The organism is Helicobacter sp. 11S02596-1 (assembly GCF_002272825.1).
GTDB lineage: Bacteria > Campylobacterota > Campylobacteria > Campylobacterales > Helicobacteraceae > Helicobacter_J.
The window spans coordinates 1-21725 of record NZ_MLAM01000010.1 but is presented as its reverse complement, the minus strand read 5'-3'; the positions used below and the strand labels follow the sequence as shown (position 1 = coordinate 21725).

Here is a 21725-nt window from a genome sequence, read left to right as displayed (position 1 = left end):
TTGGTAAGCCCAAATATTAAAATGGCTTTGAAATAATGCCAACTTGGCGACGCAAGCCTTGAGGGCAAATACAGATTCCACGCTTATGGAGTTTTTACGAGATGTTATCAGGCATTTTTATCTAGGTAGCCCCATCGCGAGGGTTTGAGCGTTCATCAGGCATTCTGTGGGTGTTTATTGGGTTTTATCCCCGTATCCCTGTGAGATATCTATCCAAAAAAAATCTCAAGCGGGTAATTTTTGTCTAATTTTTTGAGATCAAGATAGGCATTGACGATTAAAAACTCGTTTTTTGAATGCCTGCTTAAGCGCTCATTGACCAAATCAATCATTTCAAGATCCAAAAGCACATAAAGATAGCTTTTTTCGGCATTTTCGTTTTTGTCTGCGAGGTATTCAAAGAGCTTGAGCCAGACATCTGGAGAAAGAAACGGCTTGGATTCTCTAGCGAGCTTGAGGTAGTCATTTTGACAATAGCCTGCCTTTGTGCAAGCTTGGGCGATACTCTCACGATCAAGCGTGGTGCGGTTTTGTGAGTAGGCGATAAAAAGCTCTTTTGACATTTCTTTATCCAAAAATGCTTGGGATAATTCTAAAGCTTTTTGGATCTCCTTATCGCTACCTTTTTGCATCACGTGGATGAAAGCATATTTTTTTAGATCGATACCCAAGTCGCTAGCTAGGACTTCAAGGGCAAATTTGAGATCTTTTTGGATCTTGTTGCACGTGTTTTTGATAAAAAACGCATTGTCACAGCTTGGGTCGTATTTTTTGAGGTCTTGGGTATTGCCCAGATCGATTTGTTCGTAGATGTCAAAAAGCTTGTCTATCTTGAGATAGGAGCTTTTAGGCGTGTTGCAGTCGGGTTTGAAATCAAATCGTGCGAGTATCTTTGAAAGCAGGTTAAAATGTTGGTTTTTATAGATTTGTTTTGTGAAAGTTTTTTTGTTGGTCTGCTCAATGATTTGATGGGTGATTTTTTCAAAATCCTTGTTGTCATTATATTTGACTAAAAGCCCGCGTATCCATTCGCCCAGAAAAAACACCAATGACAAAATGAAAAAAACCAATATCACCATCGCAATCCAAATGGCAACCGGGAGGTTGAAAGACTGGGTTTGATGGGGGGTGGAGAGGGTGTAGGTGCTCGAATCTAGCGTATAGACATAGATACCCACTGCCACGATAAACAAAATGGCAAAGATAATATAATATTTGAATTTCATTTTCGATTCCTATTTTTGGATTTTTCGTGCAACTCTCTGCATTTGATACAATATTTGGCGTGGGGTTTGATTTTGAGCCTCTGGATGTCGATTTCATCATCGCACATTTCACAAATCCCATATGTTTTGTTTTTGATTTTTTGTAATGAATGAATAATATCTTTTAATTCTAACCCGTGTTTCTGTGCCATCAAAGATTCAAGCTCGCCTTGAAGGTTTGCTGAAACAATATCGCTTTGATCTTTGAGATTAGTAGCAGTAAGCTCCATCAGATTGGTATTGGTGAGATGGATGTTGGAAGTGATTTCTTCAAGCCGCTTTTGGAGCATATTTTCAAAAAATTTAATGTTTTTATTATCCAACGCATTCTCCTTATTTGTGGTATGGGTGGTGGTTTATGATGCTAAAAGCGCGATAAATCTGTTCGCACAAAATGAGTTTGACAATTTTGTGGCTGAAAGTCAGGGGACTGAGGCTTATAGGGAGGCATTTTTTCAGAAATATTTCTTCAAACCCATACGCCCCGCCGATGAAAAAATTGATTTTATTTTCTTTGGCAAAAAGCTTGCTGAATGCGAGGCTATCAAGTAGCTTGCCTGTTGGGTGCAAGGCGATGTTTTTTCCATCAGATAAAAATGGCTCTAACGCTTTGGAATAGGCTTGTTGGGCGGTTTTTTGTGAGACTTTTTGGGCATTATTGATTTGGGTATTCATCACATCATAGATTTGGAGGGTGAGCCCAAATTGCTTGCATTGCTTTTGGTAATGCTTCACAAAAACATCAGAATCAAGACTGGGTTTAGTGATGGAATATAGGTTGCATTTCATAGTTAGGATTCAGCATATGTATCAAATCGCCCAACGTTTTTTTGAGTTCTTTACGATGGATGACCATATCAATGAGCCCGTGTTCGAGCAGAAATTCAGCGGTTTGGAAGCCATCAGGCAAGTCTGCCCCGATGGTTTGCTTGATGACCCTAGCCCCTGCAAAGCCAATCATCGCCCCGGGTTCTGCGATGATAAGATCCCCTAGAAATGCAAACGAGGCACTCACGCCACCAAAAGTGGGATCTGTAAGCAAAGAAATAAAGGGCAGTTTGGCTTCAGAGAGCTTGCCGAGGGCAGCACTAGTTTTTGCCATCTGCATCAAAGAATACGTGGATTCTTGCATTCTCGCTCCCCCGCTTGTGGAGACGATAAGCAGGGCTTGTCTTTTTGCAATGGCGCGATTGATGGAGCGGACGATTTTCTCACCCTCGACAGATCCGAGACTGCCCCCCATAAAGGCAAAGTCAAAAACAGCAATCTGCAAGGGGATATGGTTGATACTCGCTTCACCGCAGATTACCGAGCTAGGACGCCCTGTTTTGGCTTCGTATTTTTTGATTCTTTGTTTGTAGCTTTCTTTATCTACGAAATTCAAAGGATCGATGGGGCGTAATTCTTTATCGTATTCGATGAAGCTGTCTGTATCGCACAAAAGCGCGATCCGATCATTAGCTGAGATTCTGAAATGGTAATGGCATTTTGGGCAGACATTTGATTGGGAAAAAACTTCTTTATAATACATCAGAGCCGAGCATTTAGGGCATTTTATCCAATGGCTAGAAGTATCTTTTTGCGCCGATTTGCTTTCATCTCTCTTGAGATTCTTCAAAAAATCCGCAAAACCCATTTTCTAGTCCTTTTTGATAATTTTTGAAATCATATCAAAGATTTGCTTATTTCTACTTACGAGCAAAAAGTCTTCGCAATGATTTATCCATAGATGGCGAGACAAAAATAATCCCGCTTGCGCGTCGTATTTTCTAATCTTGCCACCAAAAAGCATAAAATTGCTTTCTTGAGCATAGGCAAGCGAGAGCGCACTCGCCCCAAGGGAGCGAAATTTTATGCTGTGTTCAAAAAGTTTTTTGGCAATATCGGGGTTAGAATAGGCTTTTTCAAAGATACCGCATTTTGAAAGGCTCTGTTTTGGGGTGATGGGCGCAGTAGTCCTTGCGGGGATTTTTGTGAAAAACACGCCATCGCCGGTGTCAAAATAAGCGCTTTGGGAGCAGAAATTTATAATAATGGCTTCTTTTGTCTCTCCAGAGCTAGCACACAAAGCCACTGAAGCACCATAATAAGGGATATTTGAAATGTAATTATCGCTCCCATCTAATGGGTCTAAGATAATAACATCATCTCCCTTGCCTACGAGATAGCCTGATTCTTCAGAATCAATATTGGCGATAGGGAGGAGATATTTGGCAAAGATTTCTTCACTAAGCAAGTCTGCTCCAAGGCTAATATCCCCGCCCGCACCGATTTGATGGGCTTGCATATGTTCGGGTTTGCGTTGTGATAAAATTTCGATGATATGTTGGCTTGCCTCAATGACTGCCTTGATAAAATCACTCAAAAAATATCCTTGGAGATGGCGTTTCTTTTGCAATGAGGTTGGCATTATAGTGATTTTATTTTAAGCAATTCTTTAATTTAGGAAAACACGTGCAGGGCTATATTTTGAATACCATTCCGGTAAAAAATGAGGATTTGATCGCCCAAATCCTTACGCCTTTTGCTATCAAGAGGCTTTATCGATTTTATGGGGCGAGGCATAGTATCGTGCATTTGGGCAAAAAGATTGATTTTGAAGAAGAGGGCAATGGATTGTTTTTACCCAAACTTAGGAATGTAATACATCTAGGGTTTGCGTGGGAAAATAATCTCGATCGCTCGTATGTTTGGCAACGATTTATTAGGCTTTTGAGTAAGCATTTATTTGATATTTATGAGCTTGATAGCTTTTATTTTGATATGCTTGAAGATGGTGCAAAAAAAATGTTTAAGCAAAATCCCTTGCGTGTTGTCCTTGAGATGTATGCGGGGTTGCTCGATTTTGAGGGCAGGGGCGATAGGGGGCAAAAATGCTTTGTTTGTGGGGAAAAAATCAGCGAGGAGATTAGCCTGGCTCGGGCATTTTTGTTCGCTCACCCAAGTTGCATTGGTGGGGCGAGATTCCCCCAAGATCAGATCGTGGAATTTTTGGCTTCCAAAAGCACCTTGCACCTAGATGATGAGGTGGTAGAGAGGCTGTGGGAAATCCTTATGAAGGGATTGTGATATCTGTGTAAGGATTTTGCGAATAGGGATGGACGATTTTAGGGTCTGCGAGCAAGCAAACATTTCGGGGTTCTTTGTCTTCATAATCGATTTTACTGAGCAAATCCCTAGCGATATTAAGCCTAGCGGCTTTTTTGTCATTGGAATCAACGATAATCCAGGGGGCATAGGGCGTGTGCGTTCTTGAAAACATTTTTTCAAACGCTTCGGTGTATTCTTCCCATAAACTCAAGGATTTTGAATCAATGGGGCTTAGTTTCCACATCTTGAGCGGATCGGTTTTACGGCTTTTGATACGGCGTTTTTGTTCGGCTTGATTGACATTGAGAAAATACTTGAAAACCATTGTGCCACTAGAAATAAGCATTTGTTCGAGGTTGGAGACTTGGTAGATAAATTGTTTGTATTCTTCTTGCGTGCAAAATCCCATTACTTTTTCGACACCGGCGCGGTTATACCAGCTCCTGTCAAAAAATACAATTTCCCCACCAGATGGGAGCGTGCTGATATAGCGGGTAAAATACCATTGCGATTTTTCGATTTCTGTGGGTTTTTGAAGAGCTACGATACGGCATCCTCTGGGATTGAGATGTTCGCTCAAGGCTTTGATCGTCCCGCCTTTGCCCGCACCATCTCTGCCCTCCATAATGATGACAATTTTTTGGTTATTTTTTTTGACCCAATTTTGCAGTTTGACAAGTTCGATTTGGAGTTTGATGATTTCTTGGTTGTAAAACCATTCTTTGAGTTTTCCGTTTTTTCTGTAGATGGGTTTTTCGCTGGGTGCAGACTCGGGGCGGGTTGTGATTACTGGTCCTTGCTTTGACATTTTTTCTCCTTTTTATCACCTTGTTAATGGTATATAATTGATTATATCAAAAAGAGGGCGTGTTATGAAAAAGTTTTTGACTTTCTTAGGGATTGATAATGAGGCCAGTCTGGTGTTGTGTCAGAATTATGTTGCGCCATTTGATGCGAAAATGCGGATTGAAAATCAGAGGATTTTGCTTGAGGGAAAGGATGCGCAAAAGGTTTTTGAGGTTATCCAATCTATTTTTGGCGATAGGGTCATTGAAAGCGAGGATTTAGCAACGACTATCGTAGAGATTTTGAAAAAAAACCATCAAAAAATCACCACAGCTGAAAGTTGCACCGGCGGGCTTTTGGCGTATCAATTCACTTCTGTGGCGAGGGCTTCGGCTGTCTATGATGGCGGGATTGTGAGCTATAGCAATGAGATAAAACACAAATGTTTGGGGGTCAAAACCGATTGGCTTGAAACCTATGGGGCAGTCAGTGAGCCTGTGGTGCGTGATATGCTAAGGGGGGCATTGCAGATGTTTGGGGCAGATTTTGCCCTGGCAACTAGTGGCGTGGCAGGTCCTAGTGGGGGGAGTGTGGAAAAACCTGTGGGGACGATTTATATTGGGGTGCAAAAAGCAGGGAATCTCGCTGTAGTTGAGCGGTATTTGTTCCAAGGGGAGCGCCAAGAAATTCAAAAACAAAGTTGCGAATGTGCTTTGGAAATGTTGCTGAAAAATCTCTAAAGTTTCTCTGAAAATTTTGGGCGTTTCTTTCAAAACGCTTGACAAACCCATATAAAAAACATATAATTTCGCTCTTTTTGTTTCTCAAACGAAAATAAGACAAGCAACTAAGCCAGATTTGATTTTAAATTTAATGCTTTTATGACCCGTTAGCTCAGTTGGTAGAGCAATTCCCTTTTAAGGAATGGGCCGTTGGTTCGAATCCAACACGGGTCACCATAGGTTTAAAATATAGAAGTGGCCCCTTCATCTAGCGGTTAGGATACCACCCTTTCACGGTGGCTACAGGGGTTCGAGTCCCCTAGGGGTCACCACTTCTTATCCTTGATTTCCCCGACATTGTTACTTTAGAATGTCCGAATTGGTCGCTTAGCTCAGTTGGTAGAGCGCTACCCTTACAAGGTAGATGTCACAAGTTCGAGCCTTGTAGCGACCACCATTAGGATTTGGAGCGGTAGTTCAGCTGGTTAGAATACCTGCCTGTCACGCAGGGGGTCGCGGGTTCGAGCCCCGTCCGCTCCGCCACTTCATTATCTTTTATTAGGCAACATCTTACGTTTTTTAATTTTCTTTTTATGGTTTTGACCCCTTCATCTAGTGGCCAAGGATACCACCCTTTCTAGGTGGGAACGGGAGTTCAAATCTTCCAGGGGTCGCCACATTATTTTGGGCATTCCAAAAACAAATCAAAATGGCTCTCATTCCGCAATTCCCTTTTGGTATCGAGATCAATGATAACTTCTCGCTTTTGATAGAGTGTGCCTGAAAGCTGTTTTTTGATAGCGATCTTACAACCCTTGATGTCAAATACCTGCGGGAGTTCATCAATAAGAATCTGGTATTTTGTCGGTGAGATCTTTTTGAGCGGGTATTTTTGATAGGGGGCGATGGCAGAATACCGATCGATGGATTTTTGGGCGTATTTGTATTCATAAATCTTGCCATCAACGTTCGTAATCTGGGTAAAAGAGTCCTTGAGCGCGAATGTTTGCACCTGCTGTTTGGTCTCATACACCGCCCCTGCCATAAATTGTTCCAATGCTTTTGAATGGATATTTAAGAAAAGCTTTTCTTCTTCTCTTTCTAATGCCATCTCATCTTTTTTGGGTTCATAAAATTCTTCTTGCGTGAATGTCATATTTTTTGGTTTGGTTTTTTCTTTGAGGAAAGTTTGTGATTCTTTAGGGTCTGATAATGCCCTATTTGGGTTGTGTGGTTTTTTGGATTCTGTCAATAGAGAGGATGGGGCTTCACTAGATGGGGTTATTTCCACAGGGGCGTCTTTGATAGGAAAATCAATCGTTTCATTTTGGATGGCAGGTTGCGAGGTCGGGAGGTTTGGGAATTGGCTGGCTGGATTTGGCGTGTTTTGAACTTCTTCTCCATATATAAGGTTTGTAAGGATAGGAATGAAAATAAATACCAATAAAACCTTTTTCATTAAAAAACTCCTCTAATTTTCAAAGTTTTGGTTATGATTGCATTACTCAATCATCTTAGAACAAATCCTAAAGATTATAAGAAAAATATCATTAAAGAGAAGCAAATTGATGAAAAAAATTGCGATTTTGGGCAAACCCAACGTTGGAAAAAGTTCTTTATTTAATCGCTTAGCTAAAGAGCGGATTGCCATCACATCTGAAATCTCTGGAACAACACGAGATGTGAATCAAAAAGCCATCTTTTTGGAGGGCAACGAGGTCCAAATCTGTGATACCGGTGGGCTTGATAGTAGCACGGCGTTGTTTGGCAAGGTCAGAGAATTGAGCTTAAAAACAGCAAAAGAAGCGGATTTGGTGCTTTATATTGTCGATGGCAAGCTTATCCCCCAAGATGATGATAAAAAGCTTTTTAGAGAAATTAGCAAAATCAACCCAAACTGCCTGCTGGTAGTCAATAAAATCGATAATGACAAAGAAAAACAATTTGCTTATGAATTTGCCTCCTTTGGGACAAAAGAGATTTATTTTATCTCTGTGAGCCACAATCGGGGTGTCATCGCCCTCATCAATGGCGTTTTGTTCGCACTGGGGCTTGATGGCAACACCCCATCTCAAGCCAGTCTTGATGATGAAGATATTCTTGATTTTATTGAGAGCCAAGAAAAGCTAGAGGCTTCCGATGGAGAGCAACCCGCCGAAGAGAGCATTCACGTAGGTATCATCGGCAGGGTCAATGTCGGGAAAAGCTCACTACTTAATGCGTTGGTTGGCAAGGAAAGGAGCGTGGTATCTGATGTCGCAGGGACAACGATTGACCCGGTGGATGAGAGGATTTGGGTTGGGGATAAAAGCATTTGTTTTGTTGATACCGCTGGGATTCGCCGACGTGGTAAGATTGAGGGTATCGAGAGATACGCCCTTGATAGGACAACAAAGGTTTTGCAAAAATGCCAGATTGCCCTCTTGGTCTTAGACGCTAGCACGCCTTTTGTCGAGCTTGATGAAAAAATCAGCTCATTAGTCGATAAGCACGCTTTGGGCGTGATACTCGTGCTAAATAAATGGGATATACGATGTGAGGCATACGATTCTATCATCGCTGAACTCAAAAGAAAATTTAGATTTTTAGAATACGCTCCTGTGCTCACGGTGAGTGCGCTGGGTCGGCGGCATATCAAGGAACTCAAACAAAAAATACTTGAAGTTTATGAATGTTTTTCCTGCCGAATCCCGACTAGCAAGCTCAATGACACCATAGCAGAGGCAACCAAACGCCACCCGCTCCCAAGCGATCACGGCAAGATTGTCAAGATTTATTATGCGACCCAATACGATACTCACCCGCCCAAAATCGCCTTGGTGATGAATCGCCCCAAATCGTTGCATTTTAGCTACAGGCGGTATTTAGTTAATTTTATGAGGGAAAAATTTAATTTCATCGGCACGCCGATAATTTTTAGCCCCAGAGGGAAAAATTCAATGCAAGAAGCGAGCAATCAGGATGGCTAAAAAACGTTTATTTTGCTTTGTGGTGTGAGGTGAGGTCAAAGGCAATGCAACTTTTTACGCCCACGAAAGCGACAATGATCGCCACGCTCACAGCGACATTTTTAGCCATTATAAAGTTTGGTGTTGGCATTTCTAGTGGCTCGATCGTGGTTTTGGCAAGTGCCATAGATTCTTTGCTTGATATTTGCATATCCGCGTTTAATTATTTTGCACTCAAAGAAGCCAAAAAGCCAGCTAATAAACATTTTAACTATGGGTTTATCAAGATCCCCTATATCGCTACGATGCTTGAGGGGATGTTTATATTAGCTTCTGCGGGTTATATTTTTTATGAGTCCATCAGGCGATTGGATGCTAAAATCCCTTTAAATGAAACGGGATCTGCGATTGGGGTGATGGTCTTTAGCACCATCGTGGTGGGAATTTTGGTGCTTTTTTTGAAAAAAGTCGCCAAGATGAGCGGGAATGAGGTCATCCAAGCCGATATTTTGCATTACCAAAGCGATCTGTTTAGCAATGGGGCGATTTTGATTTCGTTGGTGGTGATACAAACGAGTGGTTTTTATCTCATCGATCCTATTTTGGGAATGTTGATTGCCATTTATATCGCTTATGGGGCTTTTAAGATTATCAAATCAGGTATTTTTATGCTACTCGATCGGGCATTAGATGAAAAAACCCAGCAGGCTATTGAGGCTATTTTTGACACCAGTGCGATTTTGGGCTATGATAATCTCAAAACCCGCATTGTCGGTGATAGGGTATTCCTCGTTGTTTATGTCGTGTTTGAAGAGGGTATCACGCTTTTGTCTGCCCATAGCATTTCTGATGAGATAGAAAAGCGAATCGAAGCGATAGACCCTAGCAAACAATGGGAGATAATCATCCATTTAGAGCCAGCAGAGTATTTTGAAAATAGTCATTTGGATTTTACAAAAAGGAAAAGTTCTTGAAGCATTATATTGATTTTATCCATTCTAAAAATCTCACACAAGCTACGATTTATCCCTATCTCAAATGCGATGTTGCGGAAGCGCAGGTTTTGCGGCATATGGCAGAAGCTTTGATGAGCGGGACTGATGAGTGCAATGTGTTGGGCTTGCTTGAAAATGTTTTTGATAAAAAAGAAATCGCCATTTTAGAATATCTCCCAAAAATCAAAAATCTTTTGGAGCTTGGCTGGGTTGTTCAAAGTGGATTTGGGACGGCTAGAACGAATGAAATGGCGATTTTGGAGCTTTTGAATGCCAACATATCATTGAGCCTTAGTTTTTTAAAACTCCTAGAAGATGGTTCGCTTAATCTTGAATTACCAGAGATCAGCCCTTATGAGGACCATTTGGAGTATCTCAAGGATCAGTTTTTGCGGATTGATTTGCTCCAAAAACTTAGCTCGAGTTTTCAAAAAGTCCCCTCTATCTCGCTTTCTCGGACAAGCCATCGCCTCAAATTGCTTGAAGAAAGGATTTTGTCTCGTTTGGAGATTACCAAAACGCCAATGCAAGTCCAAACCCTCATCAAAGAAAATGCCCTCAATCCCAAAGAAGAAATCATCTTTTTTGCTCTACTCAAAGAAGAATATTCGGGGAGTGATGAAAATTTGCGTGATATGAATAGCTTGATTGATCTGGTTAGTCAAGATGAATACGAACGTATCAAAAATCGTTCGTTGCTCGATGAAAAAAGCACATTGGTTGAAAAAAATCTTGTCGATTATGATGAGATGTTGAGTCCTTTTGGAGGGATCAGTCGGACATTTTTTATCCCAGAAGATATTTTGGAAGTCATCATTCATCCCAATCGGAAGAAAAAAACCACCAAAATCACCTTGCAATCTTTGGTAAAAGAACAAGAAATCTTTGAAATCCTTGAGCCAAAAATCGGGCTTGATGAGGTGATTTTGTTTCCCAAGACCAAAGAAACGCTTGATTCGCTTCTCAAACAAGTCGATGGGAAGGTCATCGCACGGCTAAAAAAATGGGGCATAAAAGAAAAAGGCAAGGGCATTGACGCACGGATTATTTTTTATGGACCGGCAGGCACGGGCAAAACGCTCACGGCACTCGGTATTGCAAAAAGCCTCAAAAAGCCTGTGATTAGCTTTGATTGTTCAAAAATCCTCTCGATGTATGTCGGCGAATCAGAAAAAAATGTCCGCAAGATTTTTGATGGCTATTGCGAAATCGCCCAAAAACTCAAGAATAATCCGATTTTGCTCCTCGATGAAGCCGATCAATTCCTCAGCACACGGGTGAGTAGCGGGAGCGGGGTGGAAAAAATGCACAATCAAATGCAAAATATTTTCTTAGAGCAGATTGAAAAATTTGAAGGCATTTTGATCGCAACGACAAATCTTTTGGAAACCATTGATTCGGCATTTTCACGGCGGTTTAATTATAAAATCGAATTTAAAAAACCCTCGCTGGAACAAAGGGTTTTATTGTGGGAAAAATATTTGCCTAAAAATGCCGTATATGCCAAGCCACACACCCCGATTTCTTTGGCGGGTGAATTGGCAGCATTTCCTTTGAGTGGGGGGCAGATTTCTTTGGTCATCAAAAACACCGCTTACAAGGTCGCAGCCCGCGATAATGCGGTGTTTGATAAAGAGGATTTTGTCGAAGAAATCAGGCGTGAGCAAAGCGGGAATTTCGATGGCGAAAAAAATATGGGTTTTCAATCATAGCTATCAAGATTTATCGACACTCTGATTAAAATTTTAATTCTTGTTTAATTATTTAATGGTAATATATAACCACACACACGTATTACTAAGGAGACTGATAATGAAACAAGCTGGACTAAAAATTTTAATGCTTTTGCCCTTACTAGGAGCGGTAGGATTTGGATTTGACAAGGAGATAGCCAAACAAAAAGAAGCCACAGGTATTGATCTGCCCGTGCAAGAATGGAAATTACCTGCGGCAATGCAAGAAGATGGTTATGTTGATGAAAGCAAGATGCCAAAGGGTTCTCGATATACTGAAATGGTTATTTTAGGAAATAAAATCTTGAATGAAACCACAAAATATATCGGGCCACAAGCCAAAGATCCCAAAAAAAGATTTGCAGGCAATAATATGTCTTGTTCAAGTTGCCACGCATATGGTGGGACAAGGCAATTTCAATCTGCTTTTGTAGGTATTTGGGGGCGATTCCCAGAGTATCGCTCAAGAAATGACTCTATTAATACATTGGAAGATAGGGTGAATGGCTGTATGCAACGAAGCCTCAATGGCAAGCCGTTGCCAGTGAATTCCAAAGAAATGAAAGCGATAATGACTTATATGCAATGGCTTTCTCAAGGCGTGCCTGTGGGAGCAAAAATCAAAGGTCAGGGCTTAGTCAAGATGGCTTTGATGGATCGTGCTGCAGACCCCAAAAAAGGTGAAATTGTATTCAAAGAAAAATGTGTCGCTTGCCACCAAGAAGATGGTCACGGACTCAAAAATACGGAGGCTACCGGGCCTTATTATGTATTCCCACCACTTTGGGGCAAAGACAGCTACAATACCGGTGCGGGTATGCATAGAGAGCTAAAAGCAGCAGCGTATATCAAAGCCAATATGCCTCAAGGCAACCCTGATTTGACCGATGAGGAAGCCTATGATGTCGCTGCATATATCAATTCCCAGCCTCGACCTGTCAAAAAAGGCGGAGAGAAAGATTTCCCAGACAAACGAGTGAAACCTGTGGATGCGGTTGTTGGACCTTATCCTGACAATTTCCCTCAAAAACAACATCTCTTTGGTCCTTATAAAGAGATGATGAAATAATCACAAAATGTTGGTGGGGTCCCTGTCGATTTCAAACCCCATCTTTTCGCTATAGGGGCTAAGCGTGTGTAAAATCTTCATCATCGCAGTATGCGACGTGGAGCGAAGAAATATCTGATAGCGATATTTTGAAGCGATTTTTTCGATACCACACTTTCCCGCCCCAATAATAATAATTTCTTTGTCTTTTTTAGCTTCTAAAATCTTCAAAATAGTTTCCATATTATCTTTGGCTTTTTTGTCATCTTTGTTCGCAAATTGCAATGTAGCAAGCTTGGAAAATGGCGGGTAGGAATGCGACCTATGTGCAAGCTCAAAATGCAAAAAATCCTCATAATCATCGATAAAATTTTTGAGAAATTCGCTATTTAGGCTTTGGATAATCACCTTGCCATTTTCTTTTCTCCCGCTTCTCCCAGCGATCTGATAGATGAGTGCGACAGATTTTTCAAAGCTTCTATAATCGGGGCTTTTTAGCAAATAATCCATCCCTAAGATGATCGCAAGATTGACATTATGATAATCGTGTCCTTTGCTAATCATCTGTGTGCCGATGAGAATATCAATCTGGTTGCGGTTGAAATCATTAAGGATTTTTTTGAGTTTGTTTTGCGTGCTGGTGTGGTCTTTGTCAAAAATCCCAATGCGCCCTTGGGGCAATAATGTTTGGAGTTCGATCGCAAGCTGGGCAGTCCCAAGACGTTGGGCTGAAAGCTCAGGACTACCACAATTTGGGCAAGCAGATGGGATGGGAAGCGTGTAATTACAATAATGGCAAGAAAGGATTTTTTTGTCCAAATGCAAACTCATATCAATGCTACAAAAGGGGCATTGCACGCTTTGACCGCAGGCTTGACAAATCAATGTTTTGAAATGCGCCCTTGTGGGCAAAAAAATAATGGCTTGTTGGTTTTGTGCGAGGGTATTTTGGAGATGGGTGAGCAAAAAAGGCGTGATATTTGTAGGGGATTCTTCAAACAAAATATCTTTTTTTGAGTCAAAATGCCTGCCTTTGAGGCGGATGAGTGTGCCTGCTTTTTTGGCATTGTGATAGCTTGTGATGCTTGGGGTTGCTGAGCCTAGAATGATTTTTATTTTGGCTTTATTGGCGAGATAGAGGCTGATGTCTCTGGCGTTGTAGCGGGGTTTGGTTTGGGATTTGTAGGCATCATCGTGTTCTTCATCGATGATGAGTAGCCCTAGATTGGGCAATGGCAAAAAAAGCGCACTCCTTGCCCCGGCGATGATTTTTATCTTGCCTGATTGGATTTTTTGGAGAATTTCTTGTTTTTTTTTGTTGGATATTTTGCTATGCCATATCGCTACCACATCGCCAAAGACTTCTTCTAGGCGGGTTTGCATCTGGGGGGTGAGCGAAATTTCTGGCATCAAAAAAATCGCATTTTTGTTTTGTGTGAGGCTTTCTTTTAAGAGGTGCATATAGATTTCTGTCTTCCCGCTCCCAGTATCTCCAAAAAGCAAGCTAGCATTTTGCGACTTTGCGATACGCAGGGCTTTTGCTTGGTTTTCATTGAGGGCTTTTGTTTGATAAATGTTTGGGGAGGGGATATTGGCAAGTCCCTCTTTTTCTTCTTGTTGGGCTTTTTCAAATGGTGTAAATAACCCATACGCCAGCCCGCAAGAACAGCAATAATACGGCGCGATAAATTCTGCCAAAAGGATTTGATGGGGGTTGAAAAATTGCTGGGTAGCTAACGCTTCTTTGCAGGCAAAATCAGGCTTTTCGCACGTGCCAAGAACAACGCCTTGAACGATTTTGTTTTTGATGGGGATATTGGTAACATCGCCTTTTTGAAAGATCTCTTGGGATTGGTAGGTCAAAATCGGCGAATTGGTTTTGAGCGGGGCGATGTGGTAATAGTGCATTGGAGAATCACGATGTGATTTTGTGGAGCAGACTCTCTAGTTTTTGATTGAGGAGGGAATATTCTTGGATTTTATTTAAATGCGTTTTGAGGAGTTCGGTGAGTTCCAAATCCTTATCACCAAAGGTTGTGATAACTTCATTTTTTGCTTCTTGCGTGAAGCCTTCTAGCGTTATTTGAAATCGCCTACCAGAGATTTTGATTTCAATTTGATCGATTGCTCCACTAGGGCTATTTTTTTGAATATCCTCAGTTTCTTGGAATTGCGGGATTTGTTCTTGTGTCATTTTTCTAGCACTTCAGCGATCTTGTCATAGAGTGTTTGCACGCTTTTGTCTTTTTGGGCGATTTCTTCATAAAGGGTAGAGATTTGGCGGTCTTTTTCTTCACTTTGAGCCATCAATGTGCTGATTTTGAGGCGTAATTCTTCAGCTTGACTTTCTTGGAGTCTTATTTTTTCTAGCAAGAGGTCGATTTTCTCGCTTAATTTATCAATCAATGGCATTTTGTCTCCTAAATGGGTAGCCGCCACAATAATATGCAACGAATTAAGTATAATTGTAACAAATATTTTATTGTTTTTAGGGATTGTGATGGCAAATTTTATACTCAATGCTGCGTATTCACCCGCAGGCGATCAGCCCGAGGCGATCAAAAAGATTTCTCAAAGTATCCAAGCGGGCAACAAATACCAAACGCTCATCGGTGTTACCGGCAGTGGGAAGACCTACACGATGGCAAATATCATCGCCACGCTCAATATCCCCACACTCATTATGAGCCACAACAAAACCCTCTGCGCCCAGCTTTACAGCGAATTTAAGGGATTTTTCCCCAAAAATCACGTCGAGTATTTCATCTCGCATTTTGATTATTACCAGCCTGAAGCCTATATCCCTAGGCGTGATCTTTTTATCGAAAAAGACAGCGCAATCAATGATGATTTGGAGCGTTTGCGGCTTTCGGCTACGACATCGTTGCTCGGTTATGATGATGTGATTGTAGTAGCAAGTGTTTCAGCAAATTATGGCTTGGGAAATCCTAGCGAATACCTCACGATGATAGAAAAAATCGCTGTAGGAGAAAAACGCAATTATAAAGAATTTCTTCTCAAGCTCGTGGATATGGGCTATAGCAGGAATGACAATTATTTTGATCGGGGGAATTTCAAGGTAATGGGCGAAAGTGTGGATATTTTCCCCGCTTATAATGAAGTCGAATTTATCCGTATCGAATTTTTTGGCGATGAGATCGAGCGTATCGGCGTGTTTGATAGTATCGAGCGCACCGAGGTGAAACGGCTGGATTCTTATATCCTCTATGCTGCCAATCCCTTTATCGTCGGGCAAAATCGCCTCACCAGTGCTATCAAAAGTATCGAAGATGAGCTTGCTGGAAGGTTGGCATTTTTTCAAAAAGAAAACAGAATGATCGAGCATAGTCGCCTCAAAGGTCGGACAGAGTTTGATTTGGAAATGATCCAAGCTAGCGGGATTTGCAAAGGTATCGAAAACTATTCCCGTCACCTCACAGGCAAAGCCCCCGGAGAGACGCCTTATAGCCTCCTAGATTATTTTGAACAAAAAGGCAAGCCTTATTTGGTGATTGTCGATGAATCCCACGTGAGTTTGCCCCAATTTGGCGGGATGTATGCCGGCGATATGAGCCGTAAAAGCGTGCTTGTCGAATACGGCTTTCGCTTGCCCTCCGCACTAGATAATCGCCCCTTGAAATTTGATGAATTTATCCACAAAGCCCCGCATTTTCTCTTTGTCTCTGCCACGCCTGCCCAGCTTGAGCTTGAGCTTTCTGGAAAAAATATCGCTGAGCAAATCATCCGCCCCACTGGACTGCTCGACCCTGTCTATGAGGTGCGTGATAGCGACACACAGGTGCAAAATCTCTATGATGAGATAAAAAAAGTCGTTGCAAAAAATGAGCGGGTATTGGTAACCACACTCACCAAAAAGATGTCTGAAGAGCTGTGTAAATACTATACTGAACTAGGGCTCAAAGTCCAGTATATGCATAGTGAAATCGATGCGATCGAGCGCAATCATATCATTCGGGGGTTGCGAATGGGGGAATTTGATGTGCTTATTGGTATCAATCTCTTGCGTGAGGGGCTTGACCTCCCCGAAGTCTCGCTTGTAGCGATTATGGATGCGGATAAGGAGGGCTTTTTGCGTAGTGAAACCAGCCTCATCCAGACGATGGGTAGGGCAGCAAGGAATATCAATGGCAAGGTGCTTTTATACGCCAAAAAAATCACCGCAAGTATGAAAAAAGCGATGGAAATCACCGACTATCGCCGAGAAAAACAGCAAGCATTCAATATCGCCCATCACATCACGCCCAAATCCGTAGCGAGAAATCTCGAGGAAGAATTACGCTTAGAAAGTAGTGCGAATGCCAAGCTTTATGAAAAAGCCCTCAAAAAGTCCAAGATTCCGAAGGCAGAGCGTGATAGTATCATCAAAGAATTAAACAAAAAAATGCACGAAGCTGCCAAGCGACTTGATTTTGAAGAGGCCGCTAGACTGCGCGATGAGATCGCTAAGATACGGAGTTTGTAGGGAGAAATATTATCCTTGCTTCACCCACCCACTCGATTATTTTTGCATATTTTTTAGAATTTTTTTCAAATCCATTCAGGTTTTTGCCCCCAAATCCAAAAAATTTAACACATTTTTTATATTAAATTTATTCAAAAATAAATTGTTTTAGTAAATCATTTGATTTGAAATATCTCAAAAATAGCTATAAAATTGTCAATTTGATTGCATTTTCTTCAGATTTAAAAAAAATTTAAGTATATATTCAAGAAATTTTATACTAGAATAATGCTTTTTAAATTCAAAAATCTCAAAGATTGACAAAAGGAATACGTAATGAATACCCAAAATCATCACCCAGAAATACTGCGGGGGGGGGGGGCAAGATCTCCTAAATAGCTTCCCAAAATCTTCTCAATCCTCTCAAAAATCCTTTATCCAAGCACACACGAGCAAAAACGCAAGATATTTTGAAAAATCCCAAACATTCCAGGATTCAAAGAAAATACAAATTTCTAAAGAATCCCAACAATCTTTTGATTCTAACAATCTAGGAAAATCCCAATCTTCCCAGATTTCAAAACAATCGCAAAATCTACAAAAATCATTCAAACCGCTTTTTTCCATCATCTTGGCTTCAGTGATGGGGAGTGCTTTGGTGTATGGGGCGGATTGCACGCTAGGAGACCCTACGGCTTGTTTCACTCCAGGTAGTGGCGCTAATATCAGTGTCACAAAACAATCATCAGATGATTATTATAAATTTAACGATATGACTATTACCAATAATCAAGATATCACAGGACTTAAAGCCAACAATACCATACTTCAAGGGAATCTCACGGTTACTCAAGGTGGAAAAATTACAAGTGCGAATTTTCAAAACTCCGTATTTGTAGGGAATTTGAAACACCAAGGGGGTGGTGCGGGGATTGGGAAAGAAGCAAACTTTACTTTCAATGGAAGCTATGGAGGTTCTACACAGGTAAATAGTCAATCTGTTGCTGGTTATGCCTTTGTAGGGAATATCTATAATGGTCAAATTTACCAACTTAATCCCGCTGGCATACCTGGTGGTGTAGGCACTACCAATATTACATTCCAAAATGGTGCGAATATGAAAGGCAATATCATTGGTGGTCGTGGGAATCAAGGCTATCCCAATAGTAGCAATATGAAGGTCACATTTGAGGATTCTAAGCTAGAGGGAAATATAAACGCTGATGGACAAACCAATACGATTCAGTTTATATCAACGGGCAAACCTAATACACAAGGTGCTTATATGAAAGGGAATGTTACTGGCTCCATAGCTTCTTCGGGTGGTATTAATTTGAATGTTTCCACACAAAATGCCAGCATTGATGGAAACATTAATATATCAGCATATCCAAACGCTCTTGCAACTCCACCTACTGGTTCTAATAATATTACCCTCAGCTTTGATGGCAATGGCAAAGGGGCAAATGGAGATGAGCAATATGCCGTCAATGGCAATATTAGTTTGATAGGAAGCACATATAATCCGAAAGGCAGTTTTACTCTTGAACTCAAAAATGGGGCTAAAGTTGCCACTAATAAAGACACTGGGATTATCGTTGGTGTTGATAAAATAGGTGATTATGGAAAATCTATCGAAACTTTCAACCTCAATCTTACCAATGAAGCGTTTGATGCCAACCAAATCAAATTCATCAATGCTGAAAATACTATTATTAATCTTGATGGGGCGACACTCCAAAATGCTCAAAGGCTTGTTAGTAGCGTAAAAGGAACACTTGGTGGCTATTGGGCTGATAAGGGGATGATAAAACCCATCACATTCAATATACAAAATAGCTCTGAAAATACAAATAATGGGATTTCATCTGGTGATCTCATCAATCCTGGCACGAAAATGAATGTCAATATTAAAGAAAATGCTACTTTAAAAGGCAATATTACCAATAATGCGGGTCTAAACATAGCTTATGGTGTAACAAATAAGAAGCAAAACCAGTATCTTGTAAATATGCTACAAACAACAATCGCCAATACATATCAAACATCCCATCCTGATTGGTATCAGGCCCTCAAAAGTGCTAGCAATCTCGCCTTTATTGGGACACTTGAACTCAAGCTTGAGAAAGGTTCTCTCCAAGAGGGCACTATCACAAACACAGGGGGATTGATGGATATTACTATAGCAGGAGGCACCCATAAGGGCGAGATTATCAATCAGTCATTCAAAAAGAACAATGATTCAAATATGTATAATTCAATCTCGGGTCCAATCACATTTAATGCCATTTCTTCCCTCACCCTCAATTCTGGCGCTCTGCAAGATGGCAATGTTACTAACCAAGTCGGTAAGATGACTATCAATCTCAATGGAGGGATACTCAATGGCAGTGTTACGAGTAGTTCTACTAGTGGTGTGGGTATTGGTAGCACGACTATCACAGCTACTAAGGATTCTACTATTATGGGCAATCTCAATGCGGGAGCAAGCAATACACAGACCTTCACTGGAACATCTGACCTAAACACATTATTAAATAACACCTCTCTCCCCCACTTCACTATCAATCTCACCCAATCGACATTACTAGGGAATATCAATACGATAGCTGCTGGGGCGATTACCGATGCGACTATCAAAGCAGGAGCAATGATGGGGGCAATCAATACACAAGATAATGCAAATGGCTTGCGTGTGAGTAATGTAACATTTAGTTCCTATGATGTTCCTCCTGCCTCTTCTGAATCAAAAGATTCAAAAGCCTCCACGATTGATTTCTCCAAAGCCACGCTTGCTTCTAACACCCCCCAAGCTATCCAAGACTATCTGCGCCAAGCTGGTATTGGTTCATTTGTGGGGGATATCAATAATGAATCTCACACATCTTTTACCAACATCGATTTCAAAGACGCCCTCTATCTCGGTGGCAATATCAATACCCAAGATGGCACGACCAATGTAACGTTAAATCTTAGTGATGGATTCTCTAACGCCTTAGTAGGTAATGAAACAACAAAGAATCTCTTGCAAAATACCCCCCCAGTCTTTAATGTCAATACCACAGGCGGGACAGCCAATATTGCCATTGGAGGGAATATCAAAGGGGGTGCGAATTTTAATTATTCTGGTGGGCACACCAATGTGATCTTTGCCGATAAGGTAACCCCACCAGCAGATGATTCAGATACATACCACCATATGGGTGATTCTACCAACTTTAATCCTGCCCCTGATTCTAAAGAAGCCAACGCTTATGACCCTACCAGCTCTGATACCAATAAAAACACTGCCAAAGTCAATGGCTACACCTATAACAATGGGATCATTATCCGTTTAGATGCCGATAAAGCTACAAGTATTTTAAAGAAATACCGCGATGACTTTGATTCGCTACCTCTAGCTTACCAAACCTTATTTGGCAGTCCCACTGCCACAGGGGCTGCCGTAAGTATCAATGTGGATAAAACAGCAAGCGATGGCATTTATACGGCTAATATTTCAGGAATCCTCGTGGGCGATGTCCATAGCTTACCCAAAGCAACAGAAGAATCTAAGGGTGCTGTCTCCAACTACCAAGCCATCTTTAATCAAAATGCTGTCTTTATTGGGGATTTAAATATTACCGATGCCAATGTCGCTATCAAACTCAATCAAGGCGCCAAACTCATCTTGAGTAATGGCTCTTATATCCGGACCTTAGAGGGCAATAACAATAGCATTGATAAAAATAATCTCAAAGGCGATACGTTATTTCAAACCAATACGATTATTGATCTCGCAAGCCTCTCCAGTGATGGCAATACCCTCAATAATCTCAATACCCCCAAAGAAAACTATGCTACCTTGAGTATTGGTAATGTAAAAGACCTCAATGATGTCGTCTTCCGTGTAGCTTATAATCCCTTAGCGAGTAATGCTGATAAACCCAATGCCGATCGGGTGATTATCTTAGGCGCAGATACCACCCCACAAAAAGATTACCTCCAAGTATTTCAAACCACAACTGCTGGGAGTGAGGGTGGCAATGATTCCAAGCTTGGGGATCTCTCTGATAAAAACATCTTAGTAGCTTCTGTCAAAAATGATGCGAGTTCGCATTTTGCTTTTTATGATAAATCCATTGTTACCCAAGGCTTTGATGATGTGATTACCACATTTAGAACACAAACACAGGAAATGGTAGAAGAAAAGAATGCTGCGGGTGTTGTTACCAATGTCAAACCCAAAGAAGATGGTGATAAGGATAATATAGCCTCTTTCACCAACTACTACATCAACTCCGTTTCTGCTACTATCAATGCTGCCCAAGCAGCTAGTGCTACCGCAGTAATTGCGAATAACTATTCGATATTCTTAGCTAATATCAATGATCTCAATAAACGCTTAGGCGAACTCCGAGATAACCCTGCTACTCAAGGGGTATGGGCAAGAATCTTTAATGGTAAAAGTAGTTCAAATCGTGGGGCAGGGCTACATACCTATTCTACCAATATCCAAGGGGGTTATGATTATGCCTTTAGCCATAATGATGCCCGCTCGATTGTAGGACTTGCGCTTAGCTATGGCTATAATAGTATTAAATCCTCTTCTACCTCTTTCAATAACACTATTACAGGTAAAGCCAATCTCTTTGAAGTAGGGGCTTACTATTCATTTATCCAAGAAAATGCCCAAG

19 protein-coding genes and 5 tRNA genes are annotated in these 21725 nt (G+C 41.2%); 13 read left to right on the top strand and 11 right to left on the bottom strand.

Going from position 1 to position 21725, the window contains the following annotated elements:
- Positions 1-209 precede the first annotated feature (209 nt).
- The 5 genes from BJI48_RS07040 to BJI48_RS07020 are packed head-to-tail and all read right to left on the bottom strand — an operon-like array spanning position 210 to position 3630.
- A complete protein-coding gene (locus tag BJI48_RS07040) occupies positions 210-1226 on the bottom strand; it encodes a hypothetical protein (protein ID WP_095333384.1) in 1017 nt (338 codons plus the stop codon).
- Complete coding sequence (gene dksA / locus BJI48_RS07035) at positions 1223-1588, bottom strand: RNA polymerase-binding protein DksA (protein WP_257874435.1); 366 nt, start codon at positions 1586-1588, stop codon at positions 1223-1225. Before dksA ends, BJI48_RS07040 begins: the two co-directional genes overlap by 4 nt.
- Before the next feature lie 10 nt (positions 1589-1598).
- A complete protein-coding gene (gene rlmH / locus BJI48_RS07030) occupies positions 1599-2054 on the bottom strand; it encodes a 23S rRNA (pseudouridine(1915)-N(3))-methyltransferase RlmH (RefSeq protein WP_095333382.1) in 456 nt (151 codons plus the stop codon).
- A complete protein-coding gene (accD, locus tag BJI48_RS07025; RefSeq protein ID WP_095333380.1) occupies positions 2026-2901 on the bottom strand; it encodes an acetyl-CoA carboxylase, carboxyltransferase subunit beta in 876 nt (291 codons plus the stop codon). Before accD ends, rlmH begins: the two co-directional genes overlap by 29 nt.
- Positions 2902-2904: 3 nt before the next feature.
- Positions 2905-3630: an inositol monophosphatase family protein gene (locus BJI48_RS07020; RefSeq protein ID WP_095333377.1), complete on the bottom strand. Its 726-nt coding sequence runs from the start codon at positions 3628-3630 to the stop codon at positions 2905-2907.
- An 89-nt stretch (positions 3631-3719) separates the two neighbouring features.
- Here BJI48_RS07020 and recO point away from each other — a divergent pair, with 89 nt between their 5' ends.
- Positions 3720-4334, top strand: coding sequence for a recombination protein RecO (recO, locus tag BJI48_RS07015; protein WP_095333375.1), 615 nt, complete (start codon positions 3720-3722; stop codon positions 4332-4334).
- Here recO and ppk2 read toward each other — a convergent pair.
- Complete coding sequence (gene ppk2, locus BJI48_RS07010) at positions 4318-5163, bottom strand: polyphosphate kinase 2 (RefSeq protein ID WP_095333372.1); 846 nt, start codon at positions 5161-5163, stop codon at positions 4318-4320. The two genes, recO and ppk2, sit on opposite strands and share 17 nt — an antisense overlap.
- 64 nt (positions 5164-5227) lie before the next feature.
- On the opposite strand from ppk2, the gene BJI48_RS07005 reads away from it, so the two are divergent.
- The 6 genes from BJI48_RS07005 to BJI48_RS06980 all read left to right on the top strand — a co-directional run bounded on the left by BJI48_RS07005 (position 5228) and on the right by BJI48_RS06980 (position 6540).
- Entirely contained in the window at positions 5228-5881 is a 654-nt protein-coding gene (locus tag BJI48_RS07005) for a CinA family protein (protein ID WP_095333370.1), read from the top strand.
- Positions 5882-6024: 143 nt separating this feature from the next.
- Positions 6025-6100, top strand: a tRNA-Lys gene (locus tag BJI48_RS07000).
- Positions 6101-6120: 20 nt separating this feature from the next.
- Positions 6121-6195 (top strand) — tRNA-Glu (locus BJI48_RS06995).
- A 49-nt stretch (positions 6196-6244) separates the two neighbouring features.
- Positions 6245-6320: transfer RNA gene (locus BJI48_RS06990), tRNA-Val, on the top strand.
- Between the two features lie 9 nt (positions 6321-6329).
- A tRNA-Asp gene (locus BJI48_RS06985) sits at positions 6330-6406 on the top strand.
- Positions 6407-6464: 58 nt separating this feature from the next.
- Positions 6465-6540: transfer RNA gene (locus tag BJI48_RS06980), tRNA-Glu, on the top strand.
- A 2-nt stretch (positions 6541-6542) separates the two neighbouring features.
- Here BJI48_RS06980 and BJI48_RS06975 read toward each other — a convergent pair.
- On the bottom strand, positions 6543-7322 hold the full coding sequence (locus BJI48_RS06975) for a hypothetical protein (RefSeq protein ID WP_095333367.1): 780 nt from the start codon (positions 7320-7322) through the stop codon (positions 6543-6545).
- Between the two features lie 109 nt (positions 7323-7431).
- Here BJI48_RS06975 and der point away from each other — a divergent pair, with 109 nt between their 5' ends.
- The 4 genes from der to BJI48_RS06955 all read left to right on the top strand — a co-directional run bounded on the left by der (position 7432) and on the right by BJI48_RS06955 (position 12608).
- Positions 7432-8832, top strand: coding sequence for a ribosome biogenesis GTPase Der (gene der / locus BJI48_RS06970; RefSeq protein ID WP_095333365.1), 1401 nt, complete (start codon positions 7432-7434; stop codon positions 8830-8832).
- 44 nt (positions 8833-8876) lie between these two features.
- The gene (locus tag BJI48_RS06965) at positions 8877-9785 is read left to right on the top strand and encodes a cation diffusion facilitator family transporter (protein WP_095333363.1); all 909 of its coding nucleotides are present in this window, start codon (positions 8877-8879) and stop codon (positions 9783-9785) included.
- Complete coding sequence (locus BJI48_RS06960; RefSeq protein ID WP_095333361.1) at positions 9782-11518, top strand: ATP-binding protein; 1737 nt, start codon at positions 9782-9784, stop codon at positions 11516-11518. The genes BJI48_RS06965 and BJI48_RS06960 overlap by 4 nt, the downstream gene beginning before the upstream one ends.
- A 100-nt stretch (positions 11519-11618) precedes the next feature.
- Positions 11619-12608, top strand: a complete 990-nt coding sequence (locus BJI48_RS06955) for a c-type cytochrome (protein ID WP_095333359.1) — start codon at positions 11619-11621, stop codon at positions 12606-12608.
- On the opposite strand, the gene BJI48_RS06950 is transcribed toward BJI48_RS06955, so the two are convergent.
- From BJI48_RS06950 to BJI48_RS06940, 3 genes are read right to left on the bottom strand one after another with little or no spacing between them, the layout of a single operon-like run.
- Positions 12609-14495 carry a primosomal protein N' gene (locus BJI48_RS06950; RefSeq protein ID WP_095333357.1) on the bottom strand — a complete coding sequence of 629 codons (1887 nt, stop codon included), beginning with the start codon at positions 14493-14495 and terminating at the stop codon, positions 12609-12611. It abuts the gene before it with no gap.
- Positions 14496-14502: 7 nt separating this feature from the next.
- The gene (locus BJI48_RS06945) at positions 14503-14781 is read right to left on the bottom strand and encodes a hypothetical protein (protein ID WP_095333354.1); all 279 of its coding nucleotides are present in this window, start codon (positions 14779-14781) and stop codon (positions 14503-14505) included.
- The gene (locus BJI48_RS06940) at positions 14778-14999 is read right to left on the bottom strand and encodes a DUF904 domain-containing protein (protein ID WP_095333352.1); all 222 of its coding nucleotides are present in this window, start codon (positions 14997-14999) and stop codon (positions 14778-14780) included. Before BJI48_RS06940 ends, BJI48_RS06945 begins: the two co-directional genes overlap by 4 nt.
- A gap of 88 nt (positions 15000-15087) precedes the next feature.
- Here BJI48_RS06940 and uvrB point away from each other — a divergent pair, with 88 nt between their 5' ends.
- Positions 15088-17070 carry an excinuclease ABC subunit UvrB gene (gene uvrB, locus BJI48_RS06935; RefSeq protein ID WP_095333350.1) on the top strand — a complete coding sequence of 661 codons (1983 nt, stop codon included), beginning with the start codon at positions 15088-15090 and terminating at the stop codon, positions 17068-17070.
- Between the two features lie 402 nt (positions 17071-17472).
- Here uvrB and BJI48_RS06930 read toward each other — a convergent pair whose 3' ends face one another.
- A complete protein-coding gene (locus tag BJI48_RS06930) occupies positions 17473-17727 on the bottom strand; it encodes a hypothetical protein (protein ID WP_095333347.1) in 255 nt (84 codons plus the stop codon).
- Between BJI48_RS06930 and BJI48_RS06925 the strand changes: the two genes are divergently transcribed.
- The coding region (locus BJI48_RS06925; RefSeq protein ID WP_143428781.1) for a hypothetical protein at positions 17693-21725 on the top strand (4033 nt) is incomplete at its 3' end. The two genes, BJI48_RS06930 and BJI48_RS06925, sit on opposite strands and share 35 nt — an antisense overlap.